The sequence below is a fragment of the Pedobacter cryoconitis genome, from assembly GCF_014200605.1.
GTDB classification, from domain to species: domain Bacteria; phylum Bacteroidota; class Bacteroidia; order Sphingobacteriales; family Sphingobacteriaceae; genus Pedobacter; species Pedobacter cryoconitis_B.
Genome location: NZ_JACHCE010000011.1, coordinates 144,347 through 158,626, shown reverse-complemented (window position 1 = coordinate 158,626; position 14,280 = coordinate 144,347). Strand labels below are relative to the sequence as shown.

The 14,280-nt window shown below is 34.7% G+C and carries 13 protein-coding genes; 8 read left to right on the top strand and 5 right to left on the bottom strand.

The genetic code is table 11. The annotated features are described in order from the left end of the window. Window positions 1-62 precede the first annotated feature (62 nt). Window positions 63-458 (top strand): hypothetical protein, encoded by a 396-nt coding sequence (locus HDE68_RS24320; RefSeq protein WP_183884954.1) that lies wholly within the window; start codon window positions 63-65, stop codon window positions 456-458. A gap of 351 nt (window positions 459-809) precedes the next feature. Continuing rightward, window positions 810-1,271, top strand: a complete 462-nt coding sequence (locus tag HDE68_RS24315) for a hypothetical protein (protein WP_183884952.1) — start codon at window positions 810-812, stop codon at window positions 1,269-1,271. A 1-nt stretch (window position 1,272) separates the two neighbouring features. Here the strand turns inward: HDE68_RS24315 and HDE68_RS24310 are convergent, their stop codons facing one another. Further along, a complete protein-coding gene (locus HDE68_RS24310; RefSeq protein ID WP_183884950.1) occupies window positions 1,273-2,187 on the bottom strand; it encodes a BRO family protein in 915 nt (304 codons plus the stop codon). Continuing rightward, window positions 2,184-3,185: an IS1595 family transposase gene (locus tag HDE68_RS24305; RefSeq protein WP_183884948.1), complete on the bottom strand. Its 1,002-nt coding sequence runs from the start codon at window positions 3,183-3,185 to the stop codon at window positions 2,184-2,186. The genes HDE68_RS24310 and HDE68_RS24305 overlap by 4 nt, the downstream gene beginning before the upstream one ends. A gap of 270 nt (window positions 3,186-3,455) precedes the next feature. On the opposite strand from HDE68_RS24305, the gene HDE68_RS24300 reads away from it, so the two are divergent. The 3 genes from HDE68_RS24300 to HDE68_RS24290 are packed head-to-tail and all read left to right on the top strand — an operon-like array spanning window position 3,456 to window position 7,320. After that, the gene (locus tag HDE68_RS24300) at window positions 3,456-5,813 is read left to right on the top strand and encodes a TonB-dependent receptor (RefSeq protein ID WP_183884946.1); all 2,358 of its coding nucleotides are present in this window, start codon (window positions 3,456-3,458) and stop codon (window positions 5,811-5,813) included. A 10-nt stretch (window positions 5,814-5,823) separates the two neighbouring features. Further along, complete coding sequence (locus tag HDE68_RS24295; RefSeq protein ID WP_183884944.1) at window positions 5,824-6,690, top strand: DUF4249 domain-containing protein; 867 nt, start codon at window positions 5,824-5,826, stop codon at window positions 6,688-6,690. Window positions 6,691-6,750: 60 nt separating this feature from the next. Then, window positions 6,751-7,320, top strand: a complete 570-nt coding sequence (locus HDE68_RS24290; RefSeq protein WP_183884942.1) for an adenylate kinase — start codon at window positions 6,751-6,753, stop codon at window positions 7,318-7,320. Between the two features lies 1 nt (window position 7,321). On the opposite strand, the gene HDE68_RS24285 is transcribed toward HDE68_RS24290, so the two are convergent. Next, window positions 7,322-7,963 carry a phosphatase PAP2 family protein gene (locus tag HDE68_RS24285; RefSeq protein ID WP_183884940.1) on the bottom strand — a complete coding sequence of 214 codons (642 nt, stop codon included), beginning with the start codon at window positions 7,961-7,963 and terminating at the stop codon, window positions 7,322-7,324. A gap of 203 nt (window positions 7,964-8,166) precedes the next feature. Here HDE68_RS24285 and HDE68_RS24280 point away from each other — a divergent pair, with 203 nt between their 5' ends. The 3 genes from HDE68_RS24280 (at window position 8,167) to HDE68_RS24270 (ending at window position 9,646) form a co-directional block, all read left to right on the top strand. Then, entirely contained in the window at window positions 8,167-8,736 is a 570-nt protein-coding gene (locus HDE68_RS24280) for a Crp/Fnr family transcriptional regulator (protein WP_183884938.1), read from the top strand. A 104-nt stretch (window positions 8,737-8,840) separates the two neighbouring features. Then, the gene (locus HDE68_RS24275) at window positions 8,841-9,275 is read left to right on the top strand and encodes a MauE/DoxX family redox-associated membrane protein (protein ID WP_183884936.1); all 435 of its coding nucleotides are present in this window, start codon (window positions 8,841-8,843) and stop codon (window positions 9,273-9,275) included. Window positions 9,276-9,355: 80 nt separating this feature from the next. Beyond that, complete coding sequence (locus HDE68_RS24270; protein WP_183884934.1) at window positions 9,356-9,646, top strand: DUF6520 family protein; 291 nt, start codon at window positions 9,356-9,358, stop codon at window positions 9,644-9,646. Window positions 9,647-9,692: 46 nt separating this feature from the next. On the opposite strand, the gene HDE68_RS24265 is transcribed toward HDE68_RS24270, so the two are convergent. Further along, entirely contained in the window at window positions 9,693-11,084 is a 1,392-nt protein-coding gene (locus HDE68_RS24265; protein WP_183884932.1) for a RagB/SusD family nutrient uptake outer membrane protein, read from the bottom strand. 10 nt (window positions 11,085-11,094) lie between these two features. After that, window positions 11,095-14,277 carry a SusC/RagA family TonB-linked outer membrane protein gene (locus HDE68_RS24260; RefSeq protein ID WP_183884930.1) on the bottom strand — a complete coding sequence of 1,061 codons (3,183 nt, stop codon included), beginning with the start codon at window positions 14,275-14,277 and terminating at the stop codon, window positions 11,095-11,097. Between the last annotated feature and the right edge of the window lie 3 nt (window positions 14,278-14,280).

The window sequence follows — 14,280 nt, the reverse complement described above, 5'->3', positions numbered from 1 at the left end:
TTTTATATTTATAGTTCACTAATCTAAAGTTTATGACAATAGAATCTTTAAAAATATTCAACATGGTCACTAATAAATTGGAGCAGGCTCCAAATAAAGGAAATGTTTCTAATTGGAAAATTAATGTTGATGGAAATATATCTAAAAATCCTTTGCCAAATGGAAATTATCTACAAACCATTAATGTTAAGATAATAAGATCTAAGGATGATTTGCAATTGACTATGGATATTAGCACAGAGTATCATATCAATATAAATGGAAAAATTACAGATACATTGAATGATGAGAATTTTATTCAATATTCAGAATTAATGCTTGTTTCTATTAGCCATGCTCAAGCTATTTTTTGGAAAAGCTGCCAAGATATTGAAATAAACGTAGGATTTTTTCCACCACAACGCGCTGAAAAGTATTTTCATGACCTAAAAAACGGTTATTACGCTCTTTGGAATTAGTCCAGACTGATTTTTCATCATCTTTATAGGTATAAGTATGATGTTTAATAGCTTTTTTTTTCATAATGAATTAAGTTTATTGGTTTTATAAAAAGTGTTACTTTTGCAAAGAGTGCAAATGGATGCATTCTTTAAGTTTTTGCAAATAACCTCTGAGAGAGGATTGATATAATACTGTACTGGCTTTTATTGCTGCTCGAATTACGACCTTAAGCACCACGCAATATAAACGACTAAGTACGTCCGTCATGGGCGTGGCTGTGTCTTTATGCGTGGAGGGCGTCGTAACCCTGAGTAGCTTAAGGAATAACACATTACACGCCCTAATTTTTTACTCTAATTACGACAATAATGAAAAAACTAACATTTATCCTATTATTGGGACTTCTCTCAATAAAAACACATGCACAGGAATTTTCTGGAATATCGAACATCCTCCGTAAAACATCTGATGAAATAATTTCTATGGAAAATGACGGTGTAAATGATCCGATCCTAAATACTCAGCTAAGGGATGTGGGTTTAGAAGATGGAGGATTTAATCTTCATTATACACATTTCATTGATCATGGTAAATATGAATCCAGCGATATTTATGGGTTTGATGCTAAGAAAAAATGTATTTATATGACCACCATTCTGGACATATCAAAAAAACATGAACAAATTGGATATCTATTGAAAAATGGGTTTTATAAAAAACAGCCTTTTAAGTTCTATCATAAAACTTTGAACCTAATGGTTTTAGTTAACTTTGATGATAAATTTGTATCATTCACATATCAGAGAAAACCAATAGGCGGGGCTTTTTAAACTATTTTTTAGGCTTTTTTAAAACAAATTTAATAGCAGAATCTAGTTTTTTATTCCCGCTTGTTATTTCTTTTGATTCAGAGGCTACTATTCTTTTTGTAGTCTCTGGGTTATTTAAATGCTTTAGGTTATCTGTTGAAACTATTTTTATATTAGTTTTGGCCTCAATATTTTTAATAGTTTCACTTGCTATTTTACCAGCTTCTAGTACGGCATTTTTATTGCCTTTTAATCCTTTTGCATTAGTTTTCTCGGATATTTCTCTAGCTGTTGCCTCTCCTAACATAGTAATCACTAACTCCATTGGATTCATGTTGTCGCGCAAACTGTCATTCTTGGTAATATTCTTATGATAACGATACTGAGTTGTATCCATCCCAAAAGTGGCTGATGTAAGTTCATTAGTTAATATTCCATATTCTGAACCATCAACACCCGAATTTTGCCATTGCTTAGTGAGTTCATTTCTAGTTCCGATACCACTTACTCTAGTTTCAACCCATTCTTTAGTATGCCCTTTAGCAGTATAATAACCTTTAGCTCTATCAATAGCTTTTTGAGGCTGTTCTATTTCTTCAATTCGTTCTTTACCTAACTTCGCAAGCCAACGTTTGAAAGGTTCGGCTTTTTTTGAGGCTACAGATTGTATAATTCTAAATATAGCTTCATTATCAGCACATTCATATTTATAAGTCTTCCCATCATTAGCAGTAAATTTCAGTTGTCTACAAATTGTAGATAACTCGATGCTATCATTATTAAGCGTCCTCTTTTTTAATGCGCTCCAATATTTTGAAGGTTGCGTGCTATCAGTTAAAAAAGCTATAACGTCTTGTACAACGAAATACCATTTATCCTCGTCTTCGTTCCACTTTGCGCGGATGTTAGTGTCTTCAAATAGTTTTATTTCACTCATGCTATTAAGTCCTTATATTTTAACCTACATTTCATATTACTGATGACCATGTTTATCTGGTCTTGAACGCCTAAATTACGATAGTTGTATCGAAAAGTAAATTCATTAAAGTATTTTTCCAAATGTTTTCTGCTTGTTTTATGGTAAATACCTATGATTGAGCGCTTACAGTGACTCCAAAAACCTTCAATAGAATTTGAGCTATATCCAGCTTCGTTTTGATATTGTCCTTTACCATGGTCAACTACCTGGTGATCATACATTGCATTTAAGCCTCTGTAAGCGTACCATTCATCAGATACTAATATCGATCCTTCTTTAACGTATTGTTTGATTATAGGCTGTAAAGATTCGGCTTTAGTGTCTTTTATAACCTTACATATTACCCTAGATTCTTTGGTAATTACCTTTTCAATAACTGTTTTAGTAGGATCATTTTTATGCGGGCGTTCTATCATTTGATATTCCTGTTCTTGGAGCATTCCCATGACTGGTGTTTTATCCTTAAAACTACGGCCTTGCGATTGCTTAACTTTCTTATCAGCATGACGATTTTTGTTCTTTCCACCCACAAAGGTTTCATCCAAAGATATTTTTCCTTCTAACTCTACTTCTTCTTCATTTCCCAATGCTGTCCTTATACGCTGTAATACAAACCATGCTGTTTTCTGACAGGTATCAATATCTTTAGCAAGCTGTACAGAGCTGACACCTTTTTTATGAAGTACCAAGTAAATAGCCATGATCCACTTTATAGTTGACAACTTACTAGCTTCCATAAATGTATTAGTTTTAGCGGTGTATATTCGCTTACAGCAAGTGCATTTATATCTTATGCCATCTCTGAATACATATGCTTTATCACCTTCACAATCATCATAAGGACATTCTACAATACCTTCCCATCTTTGATAGGCTAGATACTGATGGCATGATTGTTCTGTTGGAAATACCTTTATCAAATCTAATAGGGATCTGAATTTTACATCTCTAGGCATCGGAATAATATTTTGAGTGTATTGTAAATATACTGAGAAAACAAGAATTTATAAAAGGTTAGCTTTGTCTATAAATGCCTTAAAAAATTGTTATCAAATGGTAAAACGCGTACCAGCTTCATAATGCTACAGTAATTAAACATTTTTTTCAATCTATAGGGGTTTTCCGGTTATCCGCGTCTTAAACCCGATATGATTACACCCACTTTTAAAAATTTACGTCCCCCTTCCCTTGTATTATTTTTTCTGCTGATCAACATTAAATACAGCTTGATCATAGCACAAACAAGTTCAAAAACCATTTCGGTACAAAAGAGTAATTTCAAAACCTTAAACGGAAGAGTAACTGATCAGATTACCGGCGAAACACTAATCGGTGTAAGCATTCATATTAAAAGTATAAAGACAGGCACAACGACCAATAACTACGGCTATTTCAGTATTACTATTCCTGCTGACACTGCAACTTTCCATATCGCCTATATGGGTTATCAAAGTATAGACACTTTAATCAATTTGTCCCTGAAAAGTACCGTATCCTTTCAATTAAAACCGCTTCAAAACGAATTGAATACAGTTGTGATCAAAGGGACAAATATTCAACCTATTCAAAACAGCCCGCAGATGGGAAAAATCAATCTTCCTATCAGTCAGATTCAGGCACTCCCTAAGTTTTTTGGAGAACCTGATTTATTTAAAGCCTTACAGACACTACCTGGTGTACAACAAGGCAGCGAAGGTACAAGTGCTATGCTGGTCAGGGGCGGTTCTCCGGATCAGAATCTTATTTTACTGGATGGGGCACCTCTTTATAACCCATCCCATTTACTGGGAATATTTTCAGCATTTAATACTTATGCAATTAAAAATGTTGACCTCTATAAAGGAGCATTTCCGGCCCGCTATGGAGGCCGTTTATCATCAGTCGTAGATATTGCGATGAATGACGGTAATATGAATAAGGTGCAGGGACAGTTTACGTTTGGTTTGCTTGCTTCGCAACTAACGATTGAAGGTCCCATAAAAAAAAATAAAACTTCTTTTATCATTTCAGGACGCAGAACTTATCATGATTTATATATAGAGCCCATATTAAAGAGTACTAATCCTGATTTTGAAAAATTTCAACTCTATTTTTATGACCTGAATGCCAAAATCCATCATAAATTCTCTGATCAGGATCATTTGTATTTAAGTTTTTATAATGGTCAGGATAAACTTAGAACCAAAGTAAAACAAGGAAGTATAAATGACGGCCCCACTGCGCTTGGCGATTTTGGTTTGGGATGGAGTAATACGACTGGTGCTGCTCGTTGGAACCATATTTTCTCCAGTAAATTATTTGCAAATACGACACTGACTACTTCTCAGTATAAATTCAATACGACGATGACTTCGTCGATTTTTGGTTCAAAAATAAATGTGAATTCAGACGATATTCTGAACATTAACTCAGGAATTACTGACTATACAGCAAAAATTGACTTCGACTATCTACCACTTCCAGAGCACAGTATAAAAATGGGAGGCTCTTACACCTTGCATACTTTCACTCCCGGAACAAGTCTTTCTAAACAAACATTTAATGGTGAGATTTTGAAAGATGAAAATAAAGGTTCCAAAATCAAAGGAAAAGAGGTGGATTTATATGCCGAAGATGACTGGACAATCACCGACAAATTAAAAGCAAATATAGGTCTTCATGCAAGCGGATTTAATGTACAAGGTAAGCTTTACACCTCTTTACAACCCAGAATCAGTGCACGCTACCTCTTGCCAGGAGACTGGGCATTGAAAGCATCTTATGCTAAAATGACACAATATATGCACCTGTTAGCCAGCAATTCAATTTCCTTACCCACAGACCTATGGGTTCCTGCAACCAACAAAGTACTCCCGCAGCAATCCAGTCAGTTTGCATTAGGTATTTCCCGTAATATTTTCAGGGACCAGTTTGAATTTTCAGCCGAAGGTTATTATAAAACAATGAATAACATCATTGAATACAAAGACGGTGCCGACTATGTAGTGACCAGCCAGGATAACGATTGGGAGAACAAAATCACCACGGGCAAAGGAAAAGCTTATGGCCTTGAATTATTCCTTCAGAAGAAAACCGGTCGTTTAACGGGCTGGGCAAGTTATGCACTTGCCTGGACAAACCGCAAACTACCGGAAATAAATAATGGACAGACCTTCCCTTACAAATACGACCGGAGAAATACGCTTAACCTTGTTGGTGTTTATAAATTAAAACCAGGCATTGAGCTTTCTGCAACTTTTGTTTACCAAAGTGCATCCCCATTCACAATGGCTACTACACAATTTGAAGGTATCAGCCCTGAGCAGGATAAACAGCATGATCGTACTGATAAAAAACTTGATTATATAGAATCCAGAAATAATATTCGCATACAACCTACACATAGATTAGATGTTGGTATCAGCTTTATCAAACTTAAAGAAAGTGGCAAAGTACGTACCTGGAATATCAGTATTTATAACGTCTATAACAGACAGAACCTATTCTATTTCAACATTAAAGATTATAAAGGGAATACAGTAAACCTAACCGGGAATAGTCTGCTGCCAATTATGCCCAGTGTGTCTTACAGTCTTAAATTTTAATATCAAAACCATGAAAACACTTAGTTTTTTACCCGTTTTAACTATTTTCTTATTCACTTCTTGTGAGAAAAAATTGAGTATTGATCTACCCGCAGACGCTGACAGACCTGTTCTCAATGTGCTGATGAACGAAAACAATCCTTTGAAAGTACGCTTCTCCTTATCTGGCAGATTAGCAGCAGGACAATCATTTAAAGAAATTGATCATGCTGAAACAAAACTATACGAAAATGATGTTTTTAAAGAATCACTAACAACAACAACTATAGACGGCAAAATCTATTATATAAGTAAAGCTATAGCGCTGAAAGATAAAAAATATAAAGTAACAGCAGCTCTTCCAGGTTTTAAACTGGTTGAAGGCAGCGATATCATTCCTGATATATCCACTATTGAAATTAACAATCAATCTGTGATCGAATCTAATAGCGATAGTTACAAACTCAAATTCAATTTTCTGCTGAAAAATAACAGTAAAGACAAACAATATTACCGCTTCAGAATTCTGTATGAAGAAAATGCACCAGGAAATAAGGTGTCGAAAACACCATTCTATATCCGCCCGGTAAATACGACCGATATTTTTGGAAGCGGTAATTCGGAAAAAAAGGCATGGTTTGCAGAAAGAGCCCAATCAGCAGGTGAAACTATATTCTATTCCTTTACAGCTGATCAAAATTATGGTTCAAAAAAAATGTACATAGAGGTTTCTTTACTTACAGAAACCAGTTATAAATATTTGAAGAGTGTATCAAAAGCAGATGACACTGAAAATAGCCCTTTTTCGGAAAAAGTAATTATCCATAGCAATGTACAAAACGGATTAGGGATTGTTGGAGGTTTATCTTATAAAGAATTTCCAATACCAACTAAATAATATTAGCCCTCTGCATAGATCAGGGATTCTTTTCTATTTTTGTGGCAAGGAAAAAAGAAAATGAAAATTATCATTTTTGGCGCATCAGGTTCTGGTACGACAACTTTAGCACATCATTTTTCAATCATATCAGGTTTCCATCATCTGGACTCGGATGATTATTACTGGCTTAAGAGCGAAAGACATTTCGAATTCAAGCGTGATCCTCAGGAGCGCAATACTTTGTTTATTAAGAATTTTGAGCTGCATGATAACGTAGTCGTATCCGGTCCTGTTTTTAACTGGAATGAGCGATTTTTCAATTTCTTCGATCTAGTTGTTTTTTTATGGATTCCGCCTGCTATCAGAATAAAACGATTGATTGAAAGAGAGAAAGAGCGATATGGGGACCTGCTGGAAACAGATGAATACCAAAAGAAGAAGTATAAGGATTTTATAAAATGGTCATCCGGTTATGATCAGCCAGGTTTTCCTGGCAGGAGTTTTGAACTGCATACCCGCTGGATGAATAAATTACAAACACCTATAATTCGTATTGAAGGTGATACTACAATTAAATACAGGATAGAATTGATAGTTAAAAAGATTAATGCATTATCTTATATCAGAAAAAAAACTTTGAATTCATAGGTTACGCTTTTTTTAAATAAAGAACACTAATAAAATACAAACAGATTAACCCTAATATAAAGCCACCTAATACATCGGTAAACCAATGGGCTCCTAAATATATCCTTGAAAACGGTATCGTTAAAATAAGAAATGAAGAAAATGTTGCTATAGTTAATCTTACAGCAGTGTTTATCTGTTTAAGCCTCCACATCAAAGTCAATAAAAACCCAAAGAATATAACATAAAAGAGTGTATGTCCACTTGGAAAACTTTGTTGTCTTGCAACTTCCACAATTCTGACCAGGTCTGAGGTAGGTCTTGGCCTGTTCACAATAATTTTTATTACAGAACTGATTATACCAGAGGTGAACGTTAGCAGAACAAACATTGCCTCTGTTCGAAATTTAAACAGGTAAAAAATGGCTGCAACAAAAAGCCCAATAAAGAACGGTACAGGAAAAGCACCAAACCAGCTTATAAATGTCATTATCTTATCCAATTCCGGACTCTGAGCAGACTGAACGATTGCTGAAATTTTCAGATCAATAGCTGATGGCGGGAAAAAGGTAACAATGAAAGTTAAAAATATAAATCCCAAAGACAGAATGATTAATAGCCAGATGAGAACTCTTTTTTTACTTGATGTGAGGGTATTTTCCAATTTATATATGATTTAAAAGGAAACTAAAGTACAAATTCTTATCCCAAATTGATTATCCAATAAAAGCATCGCAACATTTTGAGATTAAATGAAAATATATAATATTTTATCAAATTAATTTAAGTTAGTAATCTATAAGAAATATTATCACTATATTGTTAGTGCAACGCGTCTCTATATTTACCAGGACCGTACATCAACCTATGGAAAAAGAAAGATTATTTAACCTTTTCAATCAGTACTATCCCCTATCTGATGCGCTTAAAGAGTATATGAGCAGGGTATTGAAAAAAGAAAATGCCGTTAAAGGCCAGCACTTAATCAGAGCAGGACAAATACCTGCTGAGTGCTGGTTTATTATCAAAGGTTCAGCAAGGGCTTATATCGATACACCAGACCGGAAAACAACTATCTGGTATTGGCATCCGGATGAAATGATGTACGTTCATTCCGGTTTTTGCAGTAAAACTGTAACTAGTGAAAATATTGAGTTACTGGAAGATTCTACCTTATTTAGTTTATCCTATAATGCAATCCCTAAACTGATCAGGTTGTTCCCTGCATTTTATAAAATTGAGTTTGCATTAAAAGAACTACATCAGCAAGAATTGCTTGAACAAAATATAGATTTAAAAAAATTAAATGCAGAAGAACGTTTTGTTAAACTTTTCGGACGTTTTCCTGCTTTAATGAATACAAGTTTCCAGAAAGACATTGCTTCATATCTGGGGATGTCACCAGATACATTAAGCCGTTTACGTGGTAAAAAGTAAATTTTTAAACTAACAACCTGACCTGAATCAGCAAAATTGACCACGTTCATTTTCTGATTTAAGTCGGGTCATTTATCAGGTATCTTTAATCAAAGAAAGATATCATGAAAAAGCCACTAATTGTAGAGATAATCTGTGGAGGCCTGTCTTTACTTTTTGCCTATACAGCATTTAGTAAACTGGCTGATTTTGAAGATTTCAAAAAGCAGTTAAAAATGCAGGTATTTCCTCAAGCTATTGTGGAAGCATTGTTATATCTCATCCCTGGGATAGAACTATCAGTAGTTATTTTAATGATGATAAAGGGTTCCCGTTTAATTGGGTTAGGGTTGTCTGTATTACTTATGGCCTTGTTTACAGGGTACATCGCTTTAGTCTTATCAAACTATTATGATCATATCCCTTGCTCTTGCGGTGGTGTCCTGAAAAACCTGGGATGGCAGACACATTTATGGTTTAATACGTTTTTCCTGATTCTTTCTATGGTTGGTTTAATGTTTCAATATCAAATTCTAAGGGGAGGTAAGATGAAGAAATGAAATCAAAGAATGGGTATGCATGGAATAGTTTCAGCATACCTGGTGAAAAGAAAGAATTATAAACATTAAAAAAAGAAATTATGAAAAATTTAAAGTTCAATTTACCTGCGATAGCTATGCTGTTAGGGTTAAGCATCGTTTTTACTCAAAGTGCTTTTAAAATAGATAAGAAACTGTTGAATGTGTATGGATACAATTATACAACAGGGCAATGGATTCCAGAGAATCCAAACTATACATGTAAATATAAACCTGATCTGGTTTGTAAATTTGGGTTTAAAAGTATACCACAGCCCGGTGAGACTCCATTCAATACATCAGCTCTGAAAATGGCTGATAAAGGAAACTATGTTCCAATCATAGCTAAATAACAATTTCATCTAATTAGTGCTGGTATATGAATACCAGCACTAATTTCTATCTTGGGTTTTGAATTAAACCATTCGCCACCTCTGTGTCTGGAATTGGAAGCACGTATCGTAAATCATTCGGTTTCAATACATATAATTTACCATTCACATTTCTTCGTAATTCTGTTGCATAAATTGGATCTTTGTTTAACCGTTTTAAATCATCCCATCTTAATCCTCTGGCAAGTAATTCCTTTTTACGCTCATCTAATATAAGATGCAGTGCCTCTGCACTATCTGAAGCTATTTTTGCAACATAAGTATTAGTTCTCCATCTTGTTATAAGTAATTTATTTAATAAGGCCATTGCTTCTTCAATTCTGTTTTGCCTTGCCAGGCATTCGGCACCAATTAAATACATTTCATCTACAGCTAGTCCTGCAAAAAGTTTATTATCATTTTTTCCAGTATAAGTTCCTCTAAAAGTCACACTTTCGATTCCGGATTGTTTTCTGAAAAACAATAGTTTCCTTAAATCATTTACTTCATACCTTTCATACAAAATCGGATCGATAATAATATCAGCATTAAAAGTTGGAAAGTCATAACTAATTATTCCAGAGAAAAAAAGTATTTCCAAATTTCCGGTTGGAAAAGCAGATGGAAAAGGACGGCCTGTACCTTCAGAGCTTATCGTGTTGTAATCAATTAAATTACTTTGAAGTCTAAGACAAGAGTCTGCATATTTACCAGCATTCGTGTAATCTTCCATACTTAAAAATACTCTTGCTAATAATGCAAAAGCAGCTTTTTTATCCGGACGTGTCTTAATCTCTTCATTTAGCAACAATAATTTATTTGCTGAGGTTATATCATTAATTATCTGATTGTATGATTCCTGAAGATTCGCTCTTACCGAAGATACATTAACAGCTGATTTTAACCGAAGTGGTATACCCGGAAGCTGATCAGCAGAGCGTTTATCATATTGTGCTGCAAATAGTTTAACCAGGTTATAAAAGGCAAAACCACGATAAAAAAAAGCTATCCCTTTAAGTCTGCTCCACTCCTTTTTATCTTTTGCAGATGGATTGATTTTCTCAAGTGTTTCCAATGCTATATTAGCATAAAAAACCTGCTGATAGGGAATAGACCAATCACCCACATTGATCACCCCGGGATAAATATCCTTTTCCCATAAATAACTATTACGTTCATAAGCCTCCAGGGTTGACAACGTAGTTTGATCTGTAATATATTCATCAGCACTCATCACATCAAGACCAGTAGAAATGTTAAAAACCTGGCTGCTATTATCAAGCAGTTGCTTTACATCCTGCAAAGTTTCAGGTACGAGCAAAGCTTTATCAGGCTTTTCATCCAGAAAACCTTTTTTACAAGCCATCAAATTGACTATAAACAATATCAAAAAGAGGCTTTTATATAGTTTGTTTTTCATATTTGTACAGTTAAAAATCAATTTTCAAACCCAGAGCAATAGTTCGCGGCGATGGCATATATTGATAATCAGGATCAATATTCTTGTGATTAGCCGTCCAGATCAGGCCGATATTATTTGCATAGACAAAGATCTGGGCATGAGTAAATGGTAGGCTTTTGATGCTCTCTTTTGAAAAGTCATAACTGATTCTTACGTCTTGCAAACGGAAATGATCTCCTTTTTCAACCAATACCTCAGCATAAGTATAAAAGTTACTCTGATTAAAATTTCCGATTGCCGGTAATGAAGGAATCTGTGTAAATTTTTCATCCCCAGGCTTTTGCCAGCGCTTACTAAAATCACCATGTCCCCCCATTCCCTGAAGAATATTACTATAATTAACAGAATTACGCCTAAAATAGTAACCTAACCTAAAGCTCACATTAGCAGAAACAGAGAAGTTTTTATACGAAACTGTATTCCTGATTGCTCCATAATAAGCTGGTCTTGCAGGACCATTATAAATGATATTTTCCAGTTTGGCATTTTGAACGATCTTATCATAATCATTACTGACATTTCCATCAAGATATCCTTGTGCATCTCCGGTATTACCATTTAAACCAGCCCATTTATAGCTGTAGATAGCATATAAGGGTTGACCAACTAATGGATAACTGCCACTAACGCCACCCATCAGATAATTATTTACCCCTTCTTTAATTTCATATTTACTTACCAGTTCCTTATTGTAATTAAAAATAACATTTGTATCCCACCGGATTGCCCTGTCAATATTCCTGTTATTGATTGTTACTTCCACACCATTGGATCTTATGCTTGCCGTATTACTTCTAAAAACGGTTATACCAGTTGAGCTTGGGAAAGGCGCATTACCTATCAGATCCAAACCATATTTACGATACAAATCAATAGTCCCGGAGAAGGAGTTTCCTTTACCACCAAAATCTAATCCCATATTAATAATCTTTACTCTTTCCCATCTGAGTTCCGGATTAGGAGGGTTTATAATATTGGCATAAGGCAAACCAGTATAAGTGCCACTACCACTTTCAAACTTAGCAGTTGTATAACCAGAAACACTTTTATCAATGTTTCCATTATATCCATAGCTAAATCTCAATTTCAGATAAGGAAGCCAGCTCAGCTTATAAAACTTTTCCCGGTCAATATTCCATGCTAATCCCGCAGAATATAAGGGCACGCTTTTCTGATTGGTTTTTACCCCAAAAAGATTACTTTGGTCTATTCTGCTACTGGCAGTTAGTGCGTATTTTTCCCTCCAGGTATACGCGGCATTGACATAAAAGGACAAAAAGCGATCAGTTAAATCATTGCCGGTTTCATTGTTAGGGATCTGGGAGAAATTATATTCGTCATAAGACTGGGGAAATAGCGTGACATAATCTACTGGTTTACTTATTGTATGTGTATGATCATAGCCATATAAACGATATGAATTATTTTTGCTGTTCATATCGTTAATTTCATACCCACCTAATACAGTTAACTGATGTTCACCACCCCAGTCTTTATTAAAATTTAACTGTGTCCTTAAATTTTGATGATTCGTTTCTGAATAGCTTTTATCCAGAATATCACCCATAGGAACATTCCTGATCAAACTTCCATCCGGGTTAATAGCCGTAAAACTATTAATCAAATTACGGGTATAATAACTCTCAGCTAACTGCAGCGCATTATACTGGCTATTAATTACTGCGTATTGATATAAAATCTCTGCTTTTAAAGTAGGTAACAATTTGTAATTTACACCAAAATTAAACCTGTAATTATTAGTTTTATTTTCTCTTCGGATCAGGTTGATCTCATCCAATGGATTAAAGTTCCAGTTCAACAATCCCTTTTGTAATGATGAAGCTAAAAACGACTCTCTGTAATTACTGGTTATATGGAGCGGATTACCTTGTCCATCGGCTAATTTTGCATAAGGATAGAGTGAAGAATTATTGAACCTGAGATCGGCTTCGCCATTATTGTTATTCTCAGTTTTGCTATTGGTGAAATAAATCCCTGTTGTTACTTCCATCCTATCTTTCAATACCTTAAACGTATGATTTGCATTTAAGGTGATCCTTTTATACCCATTACCTATCAGACTATTTTTATTTTCATCATATCCTGCTGATAAATTAAAACGCTGATTATCTTCACCACCCGTAATATTAAGCGCATATTGCTGATTAAAACTGTTCCGGAATAAGTAATGGCTAACATCTCTCCTTAGGTCCTCATTTTTCAAAGCATTAATTTGCCTGTCAACTTCTTTCCCCTCTATTTTTCCATCTCTTTTTGCAATCAGTAATTCGACTACAGGTGATAGTGGTGCATTTGTAAATGAATTTTCCGAATTTTTATAAAATCCCTGATCAAACAGTTTCTGCTCCATTTCTATATATTCTGCAGAAGACATTTTAGATTCATAGAAAAGATCAGGTCTTTTCCCAGTTACGACATTTGCATTAAAAGATATTTTGAGTCGTTGCTTATACATCCCTTGTTTTGTATTGATTACAATAACGCCATTTCCAGCTCTCGCTCCCCATATAGAAGCTGCTGCTGCATCTTTTAAAATAGTTATATTGTCTACATCATTTGGGTTAATATCATTGATATCACCATCATAAGGAAAGTTATCTATAACAATTAATGGTTTAGTATTTGCAAAAAGCGTGCTCTGACCGCGAATACTAAAGCTTCCCTCCTTTTGTGCAGTAGGTGTGTTTTTATTAAAGATCAAACCAGGAACCACGTCTGCTAATCTGCTGACGACATCCGTACCTGCACTTCTTTCAAATAATTTGTTATTGATCACTGAAAAAGATCCTGTAGTTCGTTCTTTCGCTATCTTCTGATAACCAGTACTCACAATAACGTTTTTCAGCTGATTCTCTTCTCTTTCCAAACTCACTACCAGATTATCAGCATATGGGAACTGTATAGCGATTTTTTTTGACCGATATCCTACATAACTAAAATAGAAATCATGTGTCCCAACTGGAATAGGAATACTAAATTCACCCTTATCATCAGTAACAAAAACCTGGTTATCCTGATCTATCTTTATGATCGTACCTACCAAAACTGAATGGTCTTCTCCAGATAACACTTTACCTTTTAAAGGCTGCTGAGCCATACCTGCGAAAGCAAATATTTGTAAACTCAGCAAAAT

Coding starts and splice junctions, on each gene's coding strand:
- HDE68_RS24320 (WP_183884954.1), top strand. CDS start 63: ATGGTCACTAATAAATTGGAGCAGGCTCCAAATAAAGGAAATGTTTCT.
- HDE68_RS24315 (WP_183884952.1), top strand. CDS start 810: ATGAAAAAACTAACATTTATCCTATTATTGGGACTTCTCTCAATAAAA.
- HDE68_RS24310 (WP_183884950.1), bottom strand. CDS start 2,187: ATGAGTGAAATAAAACTATTTGAAGACACTAACATCCGCGCAAAGTGG.
- HDE68_RS24305 (WP_183884948.1), bottom strand. CDS start 3,185: ATGCCTAGAGATGTAAAATTCAGATCCCTATTAGATTTGATAAAGGTA.
- HDE68_RS24295 (WP_183884944.1), top strand. CDS start 5,824: ATGAAAACACTTAGTTTTTTACCCGTTTTAACTATTTTCTTATTCACT.
- HDE68_RS24290 (WP_183884942.1), top strand. CDS start 6,751: ATGAAAATTATCATTTTTGGCGCATCAGGTTCTGGTACGACAACTTTA.
- HDE68_RS24280 (WP_183884938.1), top strand. CDS start 8,167: ATGGAAAAAGAAAGATTATTTAACCTTTTCAATCAGTACTATCCCCTA.
- HDE68_RS24275 (WP_183884936.1), top strand. CDS start 8,841: ATGAAAAAGCCACTAATTGTAGAGATAATCTGTGGAGGCCTGTCTTTA.
- HDE68_RS24270 (WP_183884934.1), top strand. CDS start 9,356: ATGAAAAATTTAAAGTTCAATTTACCTGCGATAGCTATGCTGTTAGGG.
- HDE68_RS24265 (WP_183884932.1), bottom strand. CDS start 11,084: ATGAAAAACAAACTATATAAAAGCCTCTTTTTGATATTGTTTATAGTC.